Annotated in this window: 20 protein-coding genes, 1 tRNA gene and 1 other RNA gene; 11 read left to right on the top strand and 11 right to left on the bottom strand. The window is 34.8% G+C overall.

Features of this window, described 5'->3' with window-relative positions; translation table 11 throughout:
* Positions 1-13 precede the first annotated feature (13 nt).
* The 5 genes from IPI15_RS18840 to IPI15_RS18820 all read right to left on the bottom strand — a co-directional run bounded on the left by IPI15_RS18840 (position 14) and on the right by IPI15_RS18820 (position 4946).
* On the bottom strand, positions 14-748 hold the full coding sequence (locus tag IPI15_RS18840) for a hypothetical protein (protein ID WP_287421751.1): 735 nt from the start codon (positions 746-748) through the stop codon (positions 14-16).
* Positions 749-802: 54 nt separating this feature from the next.
* A complete protein-coding gene (locus IPI15_RS18835) occupies positions 803-1372 on the bottom strand; it encodes a YqgE/AlgH family protein (protein ID WP_287401370.1) in 570 nt (189 codons plus the stop codon).
* Between the two features lie 30 nt (positions 1373-1402).
* Positions 1403-2281 carry an ACP S-malonyltransferase gene (fabD, locus tag IPI15_RS18830; RefSeq protein WP_287401369.1) on the bottom strand — a complete coding sequence of 293 codons (879 nt, stop codon included), beginning with the start codon at positions 2279-2281 and terminating at the stop codon, positions 1403-1405.
* Positions 2282-2434: 153 nt separating this feature from the next.
* A complete protein-coding gene (locus tag IPI15_RS18825; protein ID WP_287401368.1) occupies positions 2435-3148 on the bottom strand; it encodes a Sir2 family NAD-dependent protein deacetylase in 714 nt (237 codons plus the stop codon).
* A gap of 295 nt (positions 3149-3443) precedes the next feature.
* The gene (locus IPI15_RS18820) at positions 3444-4946 is read right to left on the bottom strand and encodes an NAD(P)H-hydrate dehydratase (RefSeq protein ID WP_287401367.1); all 1503 of its coding nucleotides are present in this window, start codon (positions 4944-4946) and stop codon (positions 3444-3446) included.
* Positions 4947-5056: 110 nt separating this feature from the next.
* Here IPI15_RS18820 and IPI15_RS18815 point away from each other — a divergent pair, with 110 nt between their 5' ends.
* The 3 genes from IPI15_RS18815 to IPI15_RS18805 are packed head-to-tail and all read left to right on the top strand — an operon-like array spanning position 5057 to position 11532.
* Positions 5057-6085, top strand: a complete 1029-nt coding sequence (locus tag IPI15_RS18815; RefSeq protein ID WP_287421750.1) for a PorP/SprF family type IX secretion system membrane protein — start codon at positions 5057-5059, stop codon at positions 6083-6085.
* Between the two features lie 28 nt (positions 6086-6113).
* Positions 6114-8525: a hypothetical protein gene (locus IPI15_RS18810; RefSeq protein ID WP_287401365.1), complete on the top strand. Its 2412-nt coding sequence runs from the start codon at positions 6114-6116 to the stop codon at positions 8523-8525.
* 34 nt (positions 8526-8559) lie between these two features.
* Positions 8560-11532, top strand: a complete 2973-nt coding sequence (locus IPI15_RS18805; protein ID WP_287401364.1) for a PKD domain-containing protein — start codon at positions 8560-8562, stop codon at positions 11530-11532.
* A gap of 639 nt (positions 11533-12171) precedes the next feature.
* Here IPI15_RS18805 and IPI15_RS18800 read toward each other — a convergent pair.
* Complete coding sequence (locus IPI15_RS18800) at positions 12172-12570, bottom strand: DoxX family protein (protein WP_287401363.1); 399 nt, start codon at positions 12568-12570, stop codon at positions 12172-12174.
* A 58-nt stretch (positions 12571-12628) separates the two neighbouring features.
* Here IPI15_RS18800 and ffs point away from each other — a divergent pair.
* The 3 genes from ffs (at position 12629) to IPI15_RS18785 (ending at position 14162) form a co-directional block, all read left to right on the top strand.
* An RNA gene (ffs, locus tag IPI15_RS18795) (signal recognition particle sRNA small type) lies at positions 12629-12722 on the top strand.
* Positions 12723-12773: 51 nt separating this feature from the next.
* Positions 12774-13433: a fructose-6-phosphate aldolase gene (gene fsa / locus IPI15_RS18790; protein WP_287401362.1), complete on the top strand. Its 660-nt coding sequence runs from the start codon at positions 12774-12776 to the stop codon at positions 13431-13433.
* A 60-nt stretch (positions 13434-13493) separates the two neighbouring features.
* Positions 13494-14162 (top strand): tRNA1(Val) (adenine(37)-N6)-methyltransferase, encoded by a 669-nt coding sequence (locus IPI15_RS18785; RefSeq protein ID WP_287401361.1) that lies wholly within the window; start codon positions 13494-13496, stop codon positions 14160-14162.
* On the opposite strand, the gene IPI15_RS18780 is transcribed toward IPI15_RS18785, so the two are convergent.
* Entirely contained in the window at positions 14159-14410 is a 252-nt protein-coding gene (locus tag IPI15_RS18780; RefSeq protein WP_287401360.1) for a DNA-binding protein, read from the bottom strand. The genes IPI15_RS18785 and IPI15_RS18780 overlap by 4 nt on opposite strands.
* A 170-nt stretch (positions 14411-14580) precedes the next feature.
* On the opposite strand from IPI15_RS18780, the gene IPI15_RS18775 reads away from it, so the two are divergent.
* Positions 14581-15552, top strand: coding sequence for a quinone oxidoreductase family protein (locus IPI15_RS18775; RefSeq protein ID WP_287401359.1), 972 nt, complete (start codon positions 14581-14583; stop codon positions 15550-15552).
* Between the two features lie 2 nt (positions 15553-15554).
* Positions 15555-16052, top strand: a complete 498-nt coding sequence (locus tag IPI15_RS18770; RefSeq protein ID WP_287401358.1) for a metallophosphoesterase family protein — start codon at positions 15555-15557, stop codon at positions 16050-16052.
* Here IPI15_RS18770 and IPI15_RS18765 read toward each other — a convergent pair.
* Positions 16049-17143: a TolB family protein gene (locus IPI15_RS18765; protein WP_287401357.1), complete on the bottom strand. Its 1095-nt coding sequence runs from the start codon at positions 17141-17143 to the stop codon at positions 16049-16051. The two genes, IPI15_RS18770 and IPI15_RS18765, sit on opposite strands and share 4 nt — an antisense overlap.
* A 90-nt stretch (positions 17144-17233) precedes the next feature.
* On the opposite strand from IPI15_RS18765, the gene IPI15_RS18760 reads away from it, so the two are divergent.
* Positions 17234-18475, top strand: coding sequence for a M28 family peptidase (locus IPI15_RS18760; protein ID WP_287421749.1), 1242 nt, complete (start codon positions 17234-17236; stop codon positions 18473-18475).
* Between the two features lie 4 nt (positions 18476-18479).
* Positions 18480-19322: a hypothetical protein gene (locus tag IPI15_RS18755; RefSeq protein ID WP_287401355.1), complete on the top strand. Its 843-nt coding sequence runs from the start codon at positions 18480-18482 to the stop codon at positions 19320-19322.
* A gap of 20 nt (positions 19323-19342) precedes the next feature.
* Here IPI15_RS18755 and IPI15_RS18750 read toward each other — a convergent pair.
* Positions 19343-19420 (bottom strand) — tRNA-Val (locus tag IPI15_RS18750).
* A gap of 67 nt (positions 19421-19487) precedes the next feature.
* Between IPI15_RS18750 and IPI15_RS18745 the strand changes: the two genes are divergently transcribed.
* Positions 19488-19691, top strand: coding sequence for a hypothetical protein (locus IPI15_RS18745; protein WP_287421748.1), 204 nt, complete (start codon positions 19488-19490; stop codon positions 19689-19691).
* Between the two features lie 217 nt (positions 19692-19908).
* Here IPI15_RS18745 and IPI15_RS18740 read toward each other — a convergent pair whose 3' ends face one another.
* Both IPI15_RS18740 and yidC read right to left on the bottom strand, forming a co-directional pair.
* Positions 19909-20958, bottom strand: coding sequence for an NAD(P)H-dependent glycerol-3-phosphate dehydrogenase (locus IPI15_RS18740; protein WP_287401353.1), 1050 nt, complete (start codon positions 20956-20958; stop codon positions 19909-19911).
* A gap of 31 nt (positions 20959-20989) precedes the next feature.
* Complete coding sequence (yidC, locus tag IPI15_RS18735) at positions 20990-22843, bottom strand: membrane protein insertase YidC (protein ID WP_287421747.1); 1854 nt, start codon at positions 22841-22843, stop codon at positions 20990-20992.
* Positions 22844-22859 lie beyond the last annotated feature (16 nt).

The raw sequence follows: 22859 nt of genomic DNA, 5'->3' as shown, positions 1-22859 counted from the left end.
TTTTAAAATGAAATTAATCTCTATACCATTTGGCAAGGTTGACACTAATCCCTAAACTGGAGAACTTAGATTCATATTTAAGATCTCCATCTGTAAGTTTACTTGCAAAGCCTAACTGTGCTTGTAATTTGATGAATTTATAACCAAATCTGGCAGTAATAGCCGGCTCTATAAACATCCATGTTTTATCTTCCACTGCGCTTTTATTCAAAAATTCAGTATCCAATTCAGACTGGGTATAACCTGAAGTGTTTAGATCATTGTATTTCACCGCCGAAAATCTTGGAGTAAATCCGAGATCAAAATATTTACCGACATATCCTAAAGCAGGTTGAATGAAGAACTTAGTGGCATTAACATCATAATATTTTCTAGAATTATCATTGCTAAAATCAATTTTGCCGAGTCCACCACCAGCATATGTTTCGAAAACAACATTGTCTGATATGTTAAAGAAATATCCTATTCCAACTTCATAAAGGTTGCCCTTATTAACGGTTTCAGATGTTATTCCATTTGATGTTGCATCGACTTTAAAGTTATTCCAGTAAGCGTTTCCTATGACACCAACATGATCAGTCAAACCAAATGCGGCTTGGAAATTGTTAAATCCAATACTAGCTTTCAATTCACCTTTTTCTTTTAATAGCGGTGCGTTGACCGCATTTGGCACATATAGTGTGGTGTTGCAAGAAGCAGCCATGAGGCAGACCATCAATATTGATGCAAAATTCACATACTTTTTCATAAATATAGTTTTTGTTTAAAATATAAAATTTTTCATTCTTCAAATAAAAAGGCGTCAATTATAATTTGTAGTATCGGGCATTTCTGAGATTATTTCGTAAATAGTCCCTTTATCTACCATTACTTGCTTCCAAAGTCCATTTGCATTAGACTTAAAAACATAGTTGGCATCACCATCGGATATAACCCAGGAGCCGCCTTTCAATTCTTCCTCCAATTGATCAGGAGACCATCCTGAATAACCTACATAAAATCTGATTTGAAATGGTTTAATGAGTTCAGACTTCACTAAGAATTTTAATTTATCAAAATCTCCGCCCCAATATACTCCCTCTGCTACCATTTTACTTCCTTCCAAAAGACTTCCAACATTATGAAGATAATGAATGGTATCTGTAGCAACCGGTCCACCAAAAAATACATCAGAATCAATTTTAGGAAAATTAGCCAATAAATCATTTACTTTCATATTGATCGGCTTGTTTAAAATAAACCCAATACTCCCTGTGGGATGATAGTCAGTCAATAAAATAGCAGCTTGTATAAAATTTGGATCCTGCATGAAAGGCTCCGCTAAAAGAATGTCACCTTGTTTTAATGTTTTTTTCTTTAACTCTTTCGGCATAAAAGATTCTTTAAGTTTTTCAATTTCTGATCATGCAGTTTCGGAAGTAATGCTCCTGTCAACTCTCCTTAATAACCCTCTTAACACAGAACCAGTTCCTCCGACTTCCATAGCAGATGTCATTCCATCAGCTATCATGTTCTGTATTGTTTGAGTCCAACGCACTGGTGCAGTAAGTTGAGCAATTAAATTTAGCTTTATTTGATCAACATCCATCCCAGGGATTCCTTTTACATTTTGATATACAGGACAAAGAGGCATTTTCATATTTGTATTGCGGATAGCCTCTTCCAATTGCTTGCGAGCATCCTCCATCAGTGGGGAATGGAATGCCCCACCCACCTGAAGAACAACTGTTTTAGTCGCCCCCCTGGCATTCAATTCAACACAAGCTTTATCTATACCTTCTATGGTCCCAGATATAACTAATTGTCCCGGACAATTATAATTAGCTGGTACTACAATATCATCGATAGAAGCACAAACTGATTCCACCACATCATCATTGAGACCTATAACAGCTGCCATAGTGCCGGGATTATTCTCACAAGCTGACTGCATGGCTCTAGCTCGCATAGAAACCAATCTCAATCCATCCTCAAAACTCATAGCTCCGCAAGCAGCTAGAGCTGAAAATTCACCTAGAGAATGTCCCGCTGCCATATCAGGCTTAAAACCATCTCCCATCATTTTGGATTTAACCAGTGAATGGATGTAAATAGCCGGTTGAGTTACATCTGTTCTTTTCAATGCTGCTTCATCATCTCCAAACATTATGCTCGTGATGCTAAAACCTAATATTTCATTAGCATTATCAAAAATTGCAGCTACTTCATCAGAACTTTCATACAGGTCTTTACCCATACCTAAAAACTGTGCACCTTGACCTGGAAATAAATATCCTTTCATCTATTAAATCTTTGTATTTAAAAAATTGAATTAATAACACCCATTCATAATTAAAGAACCTTGGTTATAAATTCTTTCTGATTCATAATATTATCAAAGCAAATATGCAATTTTTAATTTATTCTCCAACTTGTATGATAGAATTGTTTTAATTTAAAAATCTTTAATACCGTTATCTCTCATTAAAATATCATATACTTCTTTCATTCCTTCTGTAGCTGGTTTTTCAACAATTGTTAAATTTTCTCCAAGTCTCCTTGTCTCATAACTTTCCACTATTGCCACATCTATTAAAAATATCTTTTCTGCTCTGTGGGCGAATCCTACCAAAGATGCTGCAGGATATACCTGTAAGGAGGTCCCAACTATAATTAAAATGTCGCATTCTTTGATCAAATCCATTGCTGCACCCAGCAAGGGGACATCTTCTCCAAACCAAACTATAGCAGGCCTTATCTGGCCTCCGTCATCTGCTTTATCTGAAAGCGTCATATCGCCACTCCAATCAAAAATTACCCGATCATTCAATACACTTTTGGCTTTTAATAAGCTACCGTGCAAATGAAGAATATTTTTTGAACCGGCTCTTTCATGAAGATCATCGACGTTCTGAGTAATAACTTGGACATTAAAGTCCGTTTGTAATTCTGCACACAAGAGATGAGCTTTATTGGGTTTGACATTATTTAAATCCGCCCGACGCATATTATAGAAATTGAGCACCAACTCAGGATTACTATGCCAACCTTCAATACTTGCCACTTCCATTACATCATGATTCTCCCAAAGCCCATCAGCATCCCGAAAAGTACGTATTCCACTTTCTGCGCTGATGCCGGCCCCTGATAATATGACTATATTCTTCATTTTATTTTTTTTAATATCTCATTTAAATAAATTAATTTAAGTTTCGGTAGCCAAATTTTCCTTTTTGAAGAAGAATTTTTTTTTAATAAAATGCTAGAAGGTAGATTTTAGTCCCGCAACTGCGGGACCCATCAATCACATGGATATTTTTTTCTAATAAACCTATTAAAGAAAAAATATGAATCAATTGACTAAACTCCCCGCCGTCACTTTCTTTAGTCGGGCAACCATCTAACATCTAACATCTAACATTAGCCATCTACCCTTGTTTCTTAACTGCCAAAACTTGACTAAATTAATCCAGGGTAAGGTATGCCTGACCAATATTATCAATTATATCAGAAGCAATTAAAGACCTGAACCCAAATTTTTCCTTTGCAATATTCCCTGCTGTTCCATGCAAGAATACACCAATTATGGCTGCGTCGATTGTATCATATCCCTGTGCCAATAGTGAAACTATCATCCCTGTCAAAACATCACCAGACCCACCTGTAGCCATTCCACTGTTGGCAGTGTTATTAAAATAAATCTGCCCTGACGGTGCAGATATTACAGTATCAGCTCCTTTTAGTACAATTACAATCTTATTTTCAAAAGAAAATTCTTTCATAAAATTAATTCTCTCAATGTGGTTATTGAAAGTGCCAAATAATCTATCAAATTCACCTTGATGCGGAGTGATTATTGAGTTTAAAGGAATCAGTTTTTCCCAATGATCGAGTTGTGAAAATAAAGTAAGCGCATCCGCATCGATGACTTTGGGAACTTCTAATGTCTCTTTTAAAATATTTTTTAACATTTCAGATTGTACAAAAGTCAAGCCCATACCAGGACCGATAGCAATGGAGTTGATTTTCGGCGGAATGCTACATCTAGTAACTTCATTTGGATTTATATCAGGATCTATAAGTGCTTCCGGGAAAGCTCCTTGTATAAAATTGGCAGAACTGCCCGGAACGTGCAATGTAACTAGCCCACAACCAGTTCTAAGCGCTGCCTTACCTGCCAGTAAGATACATCCTGCTTTGCCAAATGTGCCACCAACTATAAAACAACTACCTGCATTATACTTATGATTAAGTCTATTATATGGTTTCAGTAGATTTCGAACGAATTCGGAATCTATATATTCAAAATCAGTTTGAATATCTTCTAAAAATCTATTAAAAGGCGCAATGGGTGCCAAGGACAGTTGACCTATCTTATTTTCTTTTAGATCAAGAAAATAAGCCATTTTCAAAGTGCCCAAAGCAACGGTGTGATCGCAAGCCATTGATACGCCTTTACTACCTGAGTCAGCGAATATTCCAGTTGGTATATCAATCGCAATTTTAATGGAAGAGAACTTATTTAATTGCAAAATAAGTATTTCAAGATTTTCTTCCAAATCTCTGTTAAGTCCTGTTCCAAATATTCCATCTATCAAAATTGTATGTTCAGGAATAATATGTTCTATTAATCCTATCCTTGAAACATGCTCAAAATCAATAGAAAGAGGTAATTCAGATGAACATATCATCATCTCTTGACTAGGTTTTGATGAAGTTTCAATAAGTATCAATTTAATATTGAATCCTTTAATTACCAATCTTTTAGCGATTTCTACAGCATCTGCTCCATTCCTTCCACTTCCAGCATATATAAGAATTTTATTATTTATATTATAATTATAATCAATGAAATATTTAACAAAAGCATCTGCGGCTAGTGATATTAAGTAAACAGAACTTATATCCAATTTATTTATTACTTCATTCTCTAGTTCTAAAACTTGTGACCTGGACAGTATCTTCACGTCTTCATTTTTTATTATTATTAATAGTCAAAACTACTTTTTTTGTTACTTATGAAAAAAAAGAAGTATTTTTGACGAAGATAATTAGTAAACCCATAAACATATTCGCTTTGGAAAAAAAACGTTTACTCAAATGTATAGGTATTTTTTTGATGTTTTGCTATGTAAATATTGGACATAGTCAAAATGAAATACACTATTCCCAATTTTATAATGCCACCTTAAATCTTAACCCGGGTCTCACCGGTATATTCAATGGAGACAAGAGGATATCAGGCAATTATCGAAGTCAATGGAGATCTGTTCCGGTGGACTATTTTACAGTTAGTGCCAATTATGACCAAAAGATTTATTCTCAAAAAAATGATAAAATCTTCTTTGGTGTCGGTGGCAATTTTAATTTTGATCAAGCTGGTGACGGAAAATTAGGCTTGCTAAATTTGAATTTGCAAGGATCATTTACTTATATGGTTAATCAACATTTCTTTCTGACTCCAGGTATTGGTGTCGGATTTGGTCAGAGAACTATCAACAGCAAAGGATTAAATTTTGCTGATCAATGGGATGGAACTCAAGTAATTTACAATCCAACAACAGGCGAAAAAGTAGATTTGGATACAAAGTCATTCGTATATCCGGAGACTTCTGCTGGTTTAAATATTAGATTACAAAATAGTTCGCGAACAAAGATTGATGTTGGAGCTGGTTTTTGCCACTTAAATTCTCCTAGAATGAGATTTTATTCAGGTTATGATTCAAAATTACCTGTAACAATGTCAGTTTATGGTCTTGGGTCGCTTTACCTGGCTCAACCTTTTGATTTGTTGCTAAATGCTGCTTATCGTAAGTCTGATGAATATAATGAAACTTTGCTCGGCGCAGGTCTTAAAGTATATCTTAGTTCGAGAAGAGGTAAAGAATTTGCTATTGTAGGAGGTGTTAACTTTAAAACTGATGATGCATGGATTCCGACAGTAGAACTCCATATTAATCAGATTAGAGCCGGAATAAGTTATGATATCAATAATTCTGATTTCAAGATAGCTACTGAAAAGAAGGGTGGTCTTGAAGTTTCTCTCCAATATATCATTACTGAAGTTAAACCTTTGAAAGATTACAGATCTTGTCCTGTTTATTAAATATAGCAGAAATCCCAAAGTTAAAAACATGATGAAAAATATACTTATAATTATAGTTTGCTTTTTTGCACTAAATCAAGTGCAGTCCCAAACTAAAAAACAATATCTTAAGGCAGCCGAAAAAAGTCTTGCTATTAAAGATTACAAAAGTGCAATGGTTAATTTTCAGATTGCCGCAGAATTCGATCCAGGTGATCCTGAATTGTTATTCAAAATAGCAGAATCTGCCAGAAATTTCCATGCTTACACTAAGGCAGAACAATATTATACATTGCTCCAGCTATCTGAAAGAAAGAATGAGCCTCAGTTCAAAGAATCTCTCTTTTGGCTGGGTGAAGTTCAAACGATTCAAGGTAAATATACTGAAGCTCAGGATAATTACAATCTGTACATATCTCAGAATGAAGGTGCAGAGAACGAAAACGTAACAGTTGCAAAGCAAAGACTTGAATCTTTAGATTGGGCTATAAAAAATGCCAGTGATTCTGTTGAATTTTACAAAGTGGAACAATTGGGTAGTGATATTAACTCTCCCTACAATGATTTTGCTCCATTTGCTAAGAATGATTCATTCTTTTATGCTTCAAATCGATTCACCAATCCTAAAAACAAATGGTTAATTGGAAAGACATTATTGAAAGACTCAATCAGCAATGGTGAGTTAAGCAATGCATTCAATGAGGACACTAAGCACAATGTAAATCTTACATTTACTCCTGATGGAAACAGAGTGTATTTCTCTAATTGCGATAATGCAAACTTTTCCGAAATCAGATGTGAATTATACTACAGAGATGTGATGCCTGATGGCACACTTGGAGCTGCAGTCAGGGTTCCCGACCCGGTTAATATCTCAGGATATACTTCAACTCAACCAACTATTGGTCGGGTCGATGGACTTAATAAAACGATTCTATTTTTTACATCTGACCGTCCGGGTGGAGTAGGGAAGGAAGATATATGGTATGTAGAAGTGAATGGTAACAGCTATGGCACTCCTATCAATGCAAAAGACTTGAACACTATTGATGCTGAAGCAACTCCATTTTTTCACCAAAACTCTCAGACATTATATTTCAGCTCTTTTGGACTGAAGGGATTCGGAGGATATGATATTTATAAGACTTCCTTCACTGATGGCAAATGGTCAGATCCGGAACAAGAACCGGCTCCACTAAACAGTAGCTACAATGATATATATTATACATTGTCTGACAATTCAAAAACAGGTTATTTTGCTTCAAACAGAGCAGGTTCCTTATATTTAGATCCAACAGAGGAAGCATGCTGTAATGATATTTATAAAGTTGATGTATTGAAAGTCAACTTATTGGCTTATGTTTTTGACGCCAATACACGCGATTCTTTACCAGGTGCTAAAGTTGCTTTATACAAGAGAAGTGGTCCTGAATTAGCTAGTCAACAAATTGAAACAAGATCTTCTTATTTATTCCCATTAGATCCTGGTTATGAATTTATGGCAGTAGCTTCCAAACCAGGCTATTATCCTGATACAGTATACTTTTCCACTAAAGATTTAAAGGACAATTCTGATATAGTTAAATTGTTCTACTTAAAATCTAAAGAATTAGATTTGGATGTATTGACATTTGCCAAAAAAACAGGTTTACCATTAAATGGCACTACTATAAGAATTATAGATACTAATGATCCAAGTAAAGAGCAAATCATTCAATTGACAGAATCAACTAACAGACATATATTCCCAGTAGAAAGAGGTAAAAGATATCTTGTAATTGCTACTAAAAAGGGATTTGCTCCTGACTCTGCTTATGTAGATACAAGAAATGTACCTGATAATGTAAGCAAAATTGAACAGAAACTATACCTTGGCAAAGGTAACCTTGAAGATTATCTGCCTATAGAGCTATTCTTTGATAATGATGAACCTGGTAGACGTTCAAGAACCTTAACTACAACTAAGACTTTCCCAGAAACATTTGATCCTTATTACAATAAGAAATGGTTATATAGAGATAAATATGTACAACCACTCAAAGGAGACGAAAGAACTCAGGCAGAGAAAATCATGAACAACTTCTTTGAAAATAAAGTCAAGAAAGGAAATGATGATCTTATCGCATTTACAGAAGCATTAGAAGAAGTTTTAGATAGGGGAGAAGCTGTAGGAATAGTTATCCAAGGATTTACTTCACCATTGGCTTCAAGTGCTTACAATGAAAAACTTGGATCCAGAAGGGTTAATAGTATTATCAACTATCTTAATAGAGCAAGTAAAGGCGCTATCGCTCCTTATCTGAAAAACGGTAAACTTAAGGTTTCTGAAGTCTCATTTGGTGAATCAAGGTCTCCGGCTGATGTAGTATCAAGCTATAGTGATCTTAGAAACTCTGTATACAGCGTAGCTGCTTCTAGAGAAAGAAGAGTAGAAATAGTTAATTTAAGTAGAACAAAATAATCCATATTTAGTCAAACTAGATAAAGTAATATCCATGAACTCATTTTTAAAAAGGTATATACAAATTGGCTTTAACAGCAATAAGTTAAGCAAGGTAGTGAAGCAATTATGCTTCTTTGCGTTGTTTATATTTGTTGGATTTCAAGCACAGGCAACGCATATAGTAGGTGGTGAAATGACTTACAGATGTCTTGGAAATAATAAATATGAAATTATTCTAACAGTCTACAGAGACTGTTATTATGGTGACCCATCAGTAGGTTTCGATGACCCTGCATGGATTGGTTTTTATAGAAATTCTAATAATACTCCTGTTCAGACTATCGGAATTCAAGGTGTATTATTCGTGCCTTATGATGCCACTGATACATTAGATGAGCAGTTAACTTCAGAATGTAATATTATTGGTCAGGATGTATGTGTGCACAGGGCTGTTTACAGAACAGTTGTTACTTTGCCTCAGATACCTGGGGGCTATACAGTAGTATATCAGAGATGTTGCAGAAATGAAACTTTACAGAACATTGAAGTTCCATTAAATACTGGAGCTGTATTTTCAGTAAAAATTGAAGGCCCTGCTTTGACGAGCTGTAATTCTTCTCCAAGATATGAAGACTGGCCTCCGATCTATGTTTGTGCCAATAAACCATTAAATTATGATCATAGTGCCATTGATGATGATGGTGATGAACTAATATACACTTTGTGTAATCCTTTTGAATCAGGTGATACGGCAGAAGGTAGAGTTTATCCTCCACCGCCGCCACCATTCACTGAAATTCAATGGGGTCCTGGATATAGCCTTAATAATCTGCTTGGGGGTCCTGATCCCTTACAGATTAATAGTTCCACCGGATTTATAACCGGTACACCTATCACCGTAGGTCAATTCCTAGTTGGTGTTTGTGTTACTGAAAGAAGAAATGGTGAAACACTATCAGTTATCAGAAGAGATTTCCAGTATAATGTAAGAGATTGTTCAAATCCTACAGATGCTTGTTTTGCCATACCTGATACCTTATGTAATACAAAAGAAATACATTTTAAAAACTGCTCTGTCAGTACCTTTGAATATAAATGGACTTTCTATGATGCTCAAGGAGGTATATTTGCCACTTCGACAGATTTTGAACCAACTATTACATATCCTGATTATGGAACCTATAGGGTTATGTTGATTTCTTCTGATGGCCCTGCTTGTGTAGATACAATGGATAGAAATATTGTGATCAGTCCGACTAGTATTAAAGCTGGATTTAGTTTAACAGTGCCTAATTGTAACAATGACATCACTATCAAAACAACTAATACATCAGCGGGTGCTTCTAATTATCAATGGTTCGTAATTAAAGGCGGAAACACAGTTGCCACAAGTAATGATTTCCAACCGGAATTTGTAGTTACCGAGGAAGGACTATACAATGTAGTATTGATAGCATATGCACAAAATGGATGTAGTGATACTATACAAAAATCAATAACTGTTAAAACACTTGGAGACGAAATTATCCCAAATGAATATACTTTATGTCTTGGTGAATCTGTGGATTTAAATCCAAATGGTGATCCAAATTTATTGTACACCTGGACACCACCTACTTATCTGACTCCTGGACCAAATGTACCTAACCCCACATCTACACCGCTGTCCAGCATCACTTATTTTGTAGATGTACTGGATCCAATTTCTGGTTGTGTTCTAAGAGATACTGTGGACGTAAAGTTAAGGACAGAACCAAATCTTGATTTTGATTGGACCAATGCCTGTGGTGTTTTAGTAGTTGACTTTATAAATAAAACAAATCCACCTGAAACTTATTTTTGGGATTTTGGTGATGGCATAGGCACTTCAACTGATGTGAATCCTTCTTATACTTATTTGACACCCGGAAGCTATTGGGTGAAATTAAGTAATATTGGAGGATGTGAAAGGGTTGATTCTCAATTAATTAAAGTTAATTATATCGATCTTCCATCGATTAATGATTCTATATATTTATGTGGAACCAACACAACTCCATTAAACGCTAATGGAAATCCAAATTACAATTATGTTTGGTCACCTGCTGATAAAATACTAGGTCCTAACAATATTCCCAATCCGATTGCCGTGATTGATGGTTATACTGTCTTTACTGCTACTGTTAGCGATCCTACCTTTAACGATTGTACTGTTGAAGCCAGAGTTGCTGTAGATTTGGCTGTATTAAATATGGTTAGCGAGAATGTTTTCGTTTGTGAAGGCGACAATACAACTTTGGGAGTCACGTTGAATGGTGGTGTTGGTACACCAACTATTGTATGGTCACCTGATGTAAATATAGTGGCAGGGCAGGGGACTACTCAAATAACTGTTCTAGGAGTAGAAGATCAAATTTATACAGTTACTGTAACATATCCTGAACCAGCTCCTGAAGGATGTACAATTAGCGGTTCCGTTACATTAGACGTTGGTACTTATGGGGGGGCAGTAACTGCAACAATTGCAGAAGTAGAAATTTTTGATGTAGAAAAAGTTCAATTATTTGCAAAACCTGATGGGTTACAATATTCATGGACTCCAACTGCCGGTCTAGACAATCCTAATGCACAAAATCCTATATATACACCACCACTAGGAACACTAGGACCAATAACTTTTACAGTTACAGTGACACAACCTGATGGTTGTAATAGAACTGCATCTGTAGATTTAACAGTCAATCCAACACTGTGTGACAAAGACCATGTATTCTTGCCGAATGCATTTTCTCCAAATGGTAAGGGTGATGTAGTAAATGAAACATTACGATTGTTGCAACAAGGCCAGGTTAATAAACTCAACAAATTGGTTATATACAATAGATTTGGACAAGAAGTATTTACTACTACCAATATCAATTTTGTTTGGGATGGAACATTCCAGGGAAAAGTACTTGATCCTGATGTTTATGGTTTTTATATTGATGTAGAGTGTATTGGAGGAGCTCAGTTTAAAAACCAAGGTAATATTACGATTGTAAAATAATATTGCTTTTAAAATTAAAAAAGCCGGTGTCGTTCAACATCGGCTTTTTTTATTATCTTAAAAGGCGACTTTGATATTATACGAAGGAATTTTGGATTGTTAATCAATTTCATTTAGTATTGGATGATAGTAAGATAATACTAAACGATCTAATTTCAATCAAGTTAAACCAAATAGAATTGACTAAAATTATTACAACAAACTGGTCAAGCAAAAATATGAATTTTGCAGTACTATTTTATTTCAATTGGAATGAGGAATAAATCAAGGTAGGAGGAATACTCTTTTAATTATTCTATTTAACATAATATTAATTATAGGAATATTATATCGTAAGATTAATTATACTGCAAGTTAACATGTGATGCTAATCCTTTGTTAAGAATAAAGTTTATTCCGGTTAGTAATCAAATAGTAAAAGTTGCGTAACATCAACATCCAGTTCAACTAGAATGGAACTTACTATCCATAAACTTGAGTATTTAAAGTTTACCAGAATTTATGTGCTGAATCATTAACATAAGCCTAAATTATTGGTCTTTTTGTTTTTGCAAAATTTTGTGCTTTATAATCTAGTCTAATTACTACCCTTCTTAATTTCTACAAATTAGTACATATTGAAATTTCTAATATATTTGTTTATTTCCATTTGTTGTCAGCTGCATATTTACCGGGTCCAAAAACATAAATTGTTCCATAGCTAAATAAAAATAAAATTGCTGATTCTTTTTCAAAAATCGGATCATTCAATTTGACAATAAATATCACCACTAACATTGTAATAATTAGCGGTATTGTAGCCAATCTGGTTTTAAAGCCAATAATTATCAGCACTGAACAAACCACTTCAGCGAAAACTGCAAGAATTAGGGAAGCATTTGAACCTATTCCAATTGGGTCAGCAAATTTTATTGCTTCAGAATTAGTAAATTTCATCAGTTTTGGCCAACCGTGCTGAAGCATCAAAAGACTCACAGACACTCTGAATAAAAATAAATAAATCATACTAAGGCCTGGTATTGCTACATTTTTACTCATTATTTTAAATGTTTTTGTTATTTAATTTGGAAATATACAAAAAATATTACCTTTGGAGCTTGGAAGTCATTCAACATGCTCCTTGTGAACTCCCCCAGGGCAGAAATGCAGCAAGGGTAACAAGTTGAGCGGTTGGTTTGGCTTCCATTTTTTTTAAAGGCAACTTTTTCCCTATCCACTCATTATATATAAAAACATAAGAGATGAAATTTTTTATCGATACAGCAAACATTGATCAAATCAAAGAGGCTATTGACCTTGGTATACTAGATGGTGTAACTACGAATCCTTCATTAATGGCGAAGGAAGGTATCGTTGGTGAAGACAATATCCGTAAACATTACCTTGCCATAGCTGAGCTTGTTGACGGAGATGTATCAGCTGAAGTGATTTCAACTGATTTTAAAGGAATGGTTCGGGAAGGTGAGATACTTGCAGATTTAGCTGAGAACATCATCGTTAAAATTCCTATGATAAAGGATGGAGTAAAGGCAATTTCGTATTTTGCAAATAAAGGAATTGAAACCAACTGTACTTTAGTCTTTTCTTCCGGCCAAGCAATCCTTGCAGCAAAAGCCGGAGCTAAATACGTTTCCCCTTTTGTAGGTAGATTGGATGATATTTCTTTTGATGGTATGGAATTGGTTGAACAAATCACCAATATTTATGATATTCAGGGATATGCAACAGAAGTTCTTGTTGCATCTGTAAGAAACTCATTACATATTATAAAGGCTGCAGAAATGGGAGCCGATGTAGTTACCTGTCCCTTGAGTGCGATCCTAGGCTTGCTCAATCACCCATTAACGGATATTGGACTTAAGAAATTTCTTGAAGACCATCAGAAATCTCAAGGTAAATAATTGAAATCGGAACTTCCATTTCTTTTAAATAATCTTAAAATACTTCATCATCGATCTCCCATGAAAATTGGGACTGATGCCTTATTGTTAGGTGCCTATCCCAAAATTATTAAAAAAACTGGCACCATCCTTGAAATTGGTTCAGGATGTGGTATTATTACGATGATGGCAGCACTTCAGCATCCAGAGTCGCGTTTCCTTGGAATAGATATTGATGAGTCATCTGTGGAGGAATTTAAAGAAAATCTTTGCAATAACCAACTTGATGGAAGGTGCAATGCAAGGTGTATTGGTTTAACAGAATACTCAAAAGTTGTGTCGAATCAGTACGATGTTATCATTTCAAATCCTCCATTTTTTACTTCTGATATGTTACCAAAGGATCATAAGTCTCGAATTTCCAAGCACACCACTACCCTATCATTGCAAGAAATTGTAAATTCTGTAAATATCCTTTTGAAGGAAGGCGGATTGTTTTATGTTATTCTACCCGTTCCTGAGTCAGAAGCAATAAGCCATTCTTTCAAAGCAGTTGGTTTTGAACATATAGAGTCTATGGACATTAGAAGCCTTGCTAGTAGCCCATTTTTCAGACGAATTCAGGTTTTTTCAAAAGGTAATTTTGATCAAAAATTAATCCTGAAGCAACTTACCATATACAAATCCCAAGAAAGAAATGATTGGACGGATGAATACAAAAAATTGCTTCAGGAGTTTAAAAACTTTTAATTATTTGAAATACCACCAATTATTTTCCGAGCTGCCTCGATTATTCTGGTATCCTCAACATTTACAATCCCTCCACTTGGGCCTGGTTCTATGTGAAGATCAACTACATCTCCATTGTTGTAATGATCCCCACCGAAATAATTTCGTACTGTTTGCTCATCTATTTCTAAGTCTTGAGCTATTTTACTAATACTTCCGGTAGGTAAACTGTGTTTAATTTGTCTCAATTCATCAAATGTAATGTTCATACTCCAATTTGTTTTATTAGGAAACTATTAATTTAAATAAACACGTTAAATTAATACTTTGTTTTGAGTTTTCAAAGATTTGTGCAATAATATAATTTGATAATTTATGAATCATAAATTATTAAAAATTAAATCCTAGGTAATTTTAATTTTGAGGATAAAAATATTGTATGATTACAGAATGTATGGTGTTGAATGAAATTCATCAACCACTAGAATTTTCGGAGATTGAATTATTGGCAAAGGATCGCCAGGTATTAGTTGAAAATAAAGCTTCAGCGCTCAATCACAGAGACCTGTGGATCACGAAAGGTCAATATGCAAATATACAACTACCATGCATACTTGGGTCTGATGGAAGTGGAATTTATGAAGGGAAAGATATACTCTACTTACCAGCCACTGACTGGGGAAATAATCCTAATTTTCAAGGCAAAGGTTATAACATTCTTGGAATGCCTTCAAATGGTACATTTTCCAAAAATTGTTTTATTTATCCTGACCAAATGTATCATAAACCTGAGCATCTTTCATATGTAGAAGCAGCAGCATTACCACTGGCTGGTTTGACTGCGTGGCGCGCATTAAAGACGAAAGGACAGGCAAAGCCCGGTGAGAATATATTAATTTCGGGAACAGGCGGAGGTGTGGCTATTTTCGTCCTTCAATTCGCTGTGGCGATGGGTTTAAATGTCTATGTAACAAGTAGTAGTGAAGAAAAATTACACAGTGCATATGAGCTGGGGGCGAAGGGTGGCATAAATTATAAAGAGGAGAATCTGTCAAAGAAATTGCTTGCCATCTCAGAAGGTTTTGATATAGTAGTAGATAGTGCTGGAGGGCCAAATTCCGGACAATTACTTAAAGCATGCAGATCGGGAGCTCGTATGGTCATGTATGGAGGAACAAAAGGTGATATCCAAAATTTTAGCCCTCAGATTTTGTTTTGGAAACAAATATCTTTATTGGGAACTACTATGGGCACTCCTCAAGAATTTAGGGAGATGCTAGACTTCGTATCAAAACATAAAATAAAACCAGTCATAGATTCTATTTATGAGTTGAGAGATGTAAATGAAGCATTAAAAAGAATGGAAAGTGGCATGCATTTTGGTAAAATTGTCCTTAACACAAGCCGCTAAATATGAGAATAGGTTTATTATCTGATACACATTCTTACATTGACCAGGATTGGGCTCAGTATTTTGAATCATGCGATGAGATATGGCACGCAGGAGATTTTGGCAGTATTGAAGTCCTCGATTATCTTCGGACATTAAAAAAGGTCCGTGCTGTCTATGGAAATATTGATGGAAAAGAAATAAGAAGCGAAATACCTGAAATATTAAATTTTTCAATAAATGGTGTAAAAGTCTTAATGATCCACATCGGTGGATATCCCGGCAAATACGACAAATTGGCAAAGCAACTTATTGAGGAGCATCACCCTACCCTATTCATATGTGGTCATTCACATATACTTCGAGTTATATATGACACTAAATATAAAATGTTAACAATGAATCCTGGAGCAGCCGGATTACATGGCTTTCATAAGATTAAAACACTTATTAGATTTACATTGCTTGATTCCAAAATCAGTGATGCTGAGATCATAGAATTAGGACCAAAAAGAATTTAATCTTTCCATTTTGCTACGAAGACATTTGTATCTCTTGTGCCTCCATTATTTCTGTTTGAACTAAAAGCAATTTTCTTTCCATCAAATGAGAACATTGGAAAAGAGTCAAAAGCATTATCAAAAGTGATTTGCTCCAACCCTGTGCCATCCACATTGATCATAAATATGTTAAATGGAAAACCTCTAGGACTCATATGATTTGAAGAAAAGAGTATTTTATTACCGGATGGATGCATAAATGGCGCCCAATTTGCTCCTCCAAGTTTTGTAATCTGTTTTAAATCGCTGCCATCAACGTTACACATAAATAGCTCCATTTTTGTAGGTTGAACCATATCTTGTGCTATTAATGATTTGTATTCTGTTATCTCGTCAGAAGTGGTAGGTCTGCTTGCCCTGAAAATTAATTTGGTACCATCAGGAGAGAAAAAGGCACCTCCATCATAACCCAATTCCTTTGTAACCTGACGTACATCTGATCCATCTAGATTCATAGTAAATAACTCAGGATCACCTGTGCGCATGCTTGTAAATACTATTTTGTCACCTTTAGGAGAAACTGTAGCCTCAGCATCATAATGTGGTGTTTCTGTTAATTGCTTTAAGACATTTCCTTTAAGGTCTGCCTGAAAAATGTCAAATTCAGGATAAAGCATCCATACATATTTGCCATTTTTTGGCGGTTCAGGCGGACATTCTTTTCCTTTTAAGTGCGTAGAAGCATAGATAACACTCTTACCATCCGGCATATAATAAGAACAAGTAGTCCTTCCTTTTCCGGTACTCAATAAGTTAGGAGTATTTCTGATACCTTGTTTATTTGGCTTTTGCTCTTTAGCTACCATAGTAAATATTTGATCACAAGACAACCCCCATCCTGGATTATTAGATTGAAAAACTAAGTTTTTACTATCAAAAGACCAATAGGCCTCTGCATTATCTCCTCCATAAGTCAATTGCTGAACTTTCTTAAGATGTTTTTCTTTTTTATAATGTTTTGTTTGCTTTGCAGGGGCAGGTTTATTCTGAGCTTGAAGGAAGGATGAAAGTGAGAAAACCAAACTTAAAACCGTTATGTACTTAAAAAACATAGAGAATATTTTTATTAAAATGAAATGTGTACTTTTGTAACTATTAAACACATTAAAGCCACAAATATCGTAATTCTGAACAGATTTAACATGAAAAAAAATATAATATTTATAATTTTTACCTTTTTATATTTTGTTACACCTCCAGTATTTTGTCAGCAAAGCCGAGCTATTGCGCAGATGAAGGCTGATGTAGGTTTTCTATCATCAGATGCTATGAAAGGTAGATTAACAGGAAGTATTTTTCAAGATATAGCTGCCGAGTACATTGCATCGAGATTTAGTGAAATTGGGTTGAAAACTAAAGGTGATAAGAATACCTATATGCAAACTTTTTACTTTTCTCCAGCTGCAGACCCACACTCTACTAGTCCTACCTTGGCAACAGGACAGGATTCACTAAAAATCATTAATGTTGCGGGATATATTGACAACAATGCCGCACAAACCCTTATTATAGGTGCTCATTATGACCATTTAGGTGATGGCCATAGTGGATTTAGTCTTTCTACAGAAGGTGGAATACATAATGGAGCAGATGATAATGCATCTGGGGTAAGTGTTATGCTTTATCTCGCAGAAACACTTGTTAAAACAAAGTCAAAATATAACTATCTTTTTCTTGCATTCTCAGGTGAAGAATATGGATTATGGGGTTCGAATTATTTTGTAAAACATCCAACAGTAGATCTTACCAAAGTGGCAGCTATGATCAATTTGGATATGGTAGGACGATTAAAAGATGATAATTCACTTCTTATAGGTGGTGTTGGCACTTCCCCAATTTGGAAATCAAAAATAGAGGCAAGCAATGTATCTAAACTTAAACTAATCTATGAAGAATCAGGATCAGGACCATCAGATCATACTTCATTTTATTTTAAAGATCTGCCTGTTCTTTTCTTTTTTACCGGGCAACATAGTGATTACCACAAACCATCTGATGATTTCGATAAGATCAACTTTAAGGGTATGAATCTGATCATCGAGAACATTTACACTCTAATTAAGAGTCTTGAAAAAGTGCCTTCGATTCCATTCACTAAAACTAAGGATGAAAAACAAGAAAAGATGGAAATGAAAGTCACATTGGGAATCATGCCGGATTATATGTATAATGAAGGCGGACTTCGCGTTGATGGTGTAAAAGAGGACAGACCTGCTCAAAAGGCTGGTTTACAGGTAGGTGATATCATCATGGAATTGGGGAAATTTAAAATTGCTGAAATTCAATCATATATGGAAGCACTGAACGGAATTAGTCCAGGTGAAAAAGTAATTGTTAAATTTAGACGTAATAATCAGATGATGAGTAGTGATGTTCAATTTTAGACTTATGAAAATTCAGCATCTATTCTTCTTTCTAATATTTGGATTTTTGTCTTGTGATAAAACTAAAGTTACTGTCGATATCCCGGAAAAAAATTATGAAGGGGTATGGATTGTAAGATCTGTAACAGGCAAGGTAAAAGACGATCCAGCTTTAGTTAGTATGGATAAATTCTATAAAGGAAGATGGATAAAATATAATAATGACAGCTCCTACACTACTAATATAAATGGTCAGTATGATTATGGTAAATACAAGGTTAAGGCTGATGACCCGAAGGTAGTATTTTTAAATAGCTTTAGAGGCGATACATACAATATAAATGCTGTTTATGATAATGCAGGAAGAGGTACTATCAATCATAGAATAAGTATTCCTGAGATGACTGGTACACAAGAATATGAAATATTGTGTACAGTTAAAGATTTTAATTACGGAGATCCTGCCTACGATACTTATTCGGCAGAGAATAATTATTGGCGCTTACCGGCCGAATCAAGTGAAAACGATTCCTTGTTAACGAAACGGTTAATAAATCATATTGATTTCTGGATCGCTTATCTCAATACAGCAGATAAACTTGAGCTTAGCAGTTTTGAGTATTCAAATTTGAATACATGCTTTATCTTTTCCAATTATGGTGTTCAGGCTTTAAAGTATGAGAAATGGGAAAATAGTTTTAAAAGTTTGTTCTATACAAGGGAAGAGGCAGAAAGGGCATTTAAATTGCTGAGTAAAGCTTTTTACAAATGTACTTTCGAAAAGAATGAAAATGCTTACACCCAAGGAATTAATCTCTTCACTCAGATAAAATATCAGCTTAATCAAGCTATAAAGAGCGGAGAATAGAAATTAATTTTTCGAAAAAATGGTCGGAACTACTGGATTCGAACCAGTGACCTCTTCCTTGTCGAGGAAGCGCTCTAAACCAACTGAGCTAAGCTCCGGATAAAGAAAAAGGTCATCAAATAAATTTGATAACCTTTTTCCTAATTTGAAACAGAAAATTACTTCTTGATAGTATCAGTAGTAACTGTAGAATCAGTAGTAACAGTAGTTTCAGTAACTACTGAATCAGAAGGAGTTTCAACAGCCATTGTATCAACAACAGTAGTTTCAGTTTCAGTAGAAGTTGTTTCACTCTTGCAAGAAGTCATACCGACAGATAGTGCACCTGCAACAACAAAAGATAGAATTAATTTTTTCATTTCGAAATAAAATTATAAAGTTATGTTAAATTTAAACACAAAGATAAGTCAGTTTTTAATATGTACTAATTTTTTCTAATATTTTTTTTTCATTAAAAACATTGTACTACAAAGGTTTTCGTAAAAAGCAAAAATTAATTTTTTTAATTGTATACTTTTTTGCCTTAAAAAACCGCAATTTTCCTTAACACTATTTTAACACAAACGTTAAAATATGGCATAATTCCTTAAAGAAAATCAACATCCTGAACATAAGGATACCGCATGAGGAATTTTATTGCAGTATGAAGGTTATATCCTTCGAAGACAACTTTATGTAGAAGTGTAATAATAGGGGCATTGACTTTATAATGATTAATAAGGCCATTTGTTATTTTTAGTACTCTAACTCCTTCCGCAAGACCAGACATACTTTTGGCAATATCTTCTTTAGTCTCTCCCCTTGCTAATCTTTGTCCAAATGTATAATTTCTGCTTGAAGAGCTGGTTGCAGTGGCGATGAGGTCACCAATACCTGCAGTTCCTAAAAATGCTCTTGTAGGCACATCCATAGCCTTTCCGATGAAAATTAACTCTCTGAGTCCTCTGGTGATAAGCAGTGCTTCTATGTTCTTGCCCATTCCGAGCCCATTTAACATCCCGGTACAAAGTGCAATTATATTCTTTAACGCTCCTGCCAACTCCGCTCCTAGTAATTCTCGAGAACCAAAAACAGCAAAATTTGGTCCATCCAGTATTTTTTGACAAATTTTAATAACTTCATCGTACTTACTTGCCACTACAGTTGCAGCAGGTTGACCGTCAAGAATCTCTCTGTAAAGATTTGGACCTGAAAGTGCGCCTATTCTAAGAACAGAAGTTTCTTCAAGAATAACTTCGCTCATGGTGCGAATATCCTTTCTTGATAATGTCGCATCTTCGTAATTAACCTGATTGATTATATCGAACCCTTTTGTCCCGTGGATCATTATGTGCTTCGGAGAAACAAATTCTGCCACCTGGCGAATTGCGCTTCGAAAAAACTCAGAAGGAATAATTGGAAAAATGATTGAACATTTTAACCCAATTTCACTGATATCATTTGTCGCAGATATTCTAGGATGCAAGTCATGATCAAACATTCTATGTTTAACGTTGATCTCATCCACTATTTCTTGCCTGCGACTATATATAAGCACATTCACGTTATGAGAAAGCAGGTGCGCTATGGTTATAGCAAATGAACCTGACCCAATGACCCCAACCGGTTCCTTATAAACTAATGGCGAGACAGGCATTTTTAAATTCTAATGATTGCGTAAAAATAGATTATTTTTTAGCATTCTTTGCTTCGGCTAATTTTTGCTGTTCTTTTAACATATTTCCCAGTTTCTCTGAGAAACCACCTTTCTTCTTTGGCTTCAATTTATAATCATCAAGTTCCTTTTGGATCTTATCCGAATTGATCATATAGTTTTTAGTCACAATAGTTTGTACAATGTTGATGATATTACTAAAAACCAGGTAACACGTCAGTCCTGAAGCAAAACTATTAAAGAAGAACATGAAAATTAGTGGCATAATATATTGCATATACTTTAAAGCCGGATTAGCAGCAGTAGATGTAGTATCTATGTTTTTGAAGTTATACCATGTATAAAGCAAAGTTGTTATAGTCCAAAGTACTGTGAACAAACTTAAATGGTGTCCTAATAATGGTACATTACCAGAAAAAGTTATAAAAACGTCGTAACTGGATAAATCTGTAGCCCACAGGAAGCTTTCTTGCCTGAATTCAATAGCCGCTGGAAAGAATCGATATAATGCAAACCAAATCGGCATCTGTAACAGCATGGGGAGACATCCACCCAGAGGATTGACGCCAAATTCCCGATACATGGCCATTGTTTCCATCTGGATCTTTTGAGCATCATCTTTATGCTTTTCCTTTAATTTATCTAATTGTGGTTTAAGTGAAGACATTTTTGATTGTGAGTAAATCATTTTGTATGTCAAAGGCCACAAAACCAATTTCACCAAAAGAGTTAGTAATAAAATTACTAAACCTTGATTATTAAAGAATGTGCCCAGAAAATTAAATATTGGTCGCACCACCCATTTGTTGATTGAACCAAGAATACTGCTCCCAAATTGTATTACATCTTCGAGGTTATTGCCATAGGCGCGTAAACGATTGAATTCATTTGGTCCTGCATAGATTTTCATCTTAAATGCTCCTCCATTAGAAAACTCTGCAGGAACAGATACAATCGCTTCAGTTTTTTTTAATTGAACATCATTCTCCCCTCCTTGTACTATTGAAAAGTCAGCGGTTTCAAAAGGTTTTTCAGGAATCCACGAGCTATTAAAAAACTGATTGACAGTAGAAAACCATTGAATTTTTTTGTCTGAACCTAATTTTACTGTTGCATCCTTTGTATATGAGACATAGTCACTTGATTGTTCAGGTGACTTATAATATAAAGTAGAATACGTTTTTTCGTATTTAAAGTTTTTTTCAAGCTTACTTAGATTATTTACCCATTTTATCATAATAGGCTTTCCGGAAGCCAATCCAGGATTGCCGATAATTTTTGATTCGTAATTAATCAGGTAATCAGATGTATCAAGGTTATATCTTTGTTCAAGAACTGAATTGTTGGGAAGTTGTGTCCTACTAATGAGTACATCACCTTCTTTAAGAGTTTGCGTTGGAAGAATTCCTGTGCTTAGCGTGGTTCCATTAGCTAGAGGAATTTGGTATTCCATGCTATTTGAGGGAGATTCCTGCAATTTTAAAGGATTGCGTATTTCTTTACCTTTATTGTCTTCAGCACTGGTTTTAAAATTTTTGAGTAGAATTTCTTTAATTTTTGCTCCTTTATTGGTCACAGTAAGTGACATAACGTCATTACTTATGGTCTCTGTCATTTCAGGTGTTCCTGACGGAATGTTTGCGACAACTGAATCATTTTTCACGATAGAAGCAGAATCTTTAGTATTAGCAATTAATTGCAAAGCCTTAATAGAATCCGCAATAAATTTATTCTTACTATCAATTGCCAGGGAATCCTGGTGCATTTTTTCTTTTTCTACCTTTTTTTTCTGGCTAGTGTTCACTTGCATCCAAACAGTAAATAGTGCCGCTAAAAGTAAAAAACCGATTATATTATTTCTATCCATTTTATTCTTGAATTGT

The sequence above is a fragment of the Candidatus Brachybacter algidus genome (genome assembly GCF_016707225.1).
Classification (GTDB): domain Bacteria; phylum Bacteroidota; class Bacteroidia; order Chitinophagales; family Saprospiraceae; genus Parvibacillus; species Parvibacillus algidus.
This window is presented reverse-complemented; position numbering and strand designations above follow the sequence as displayed.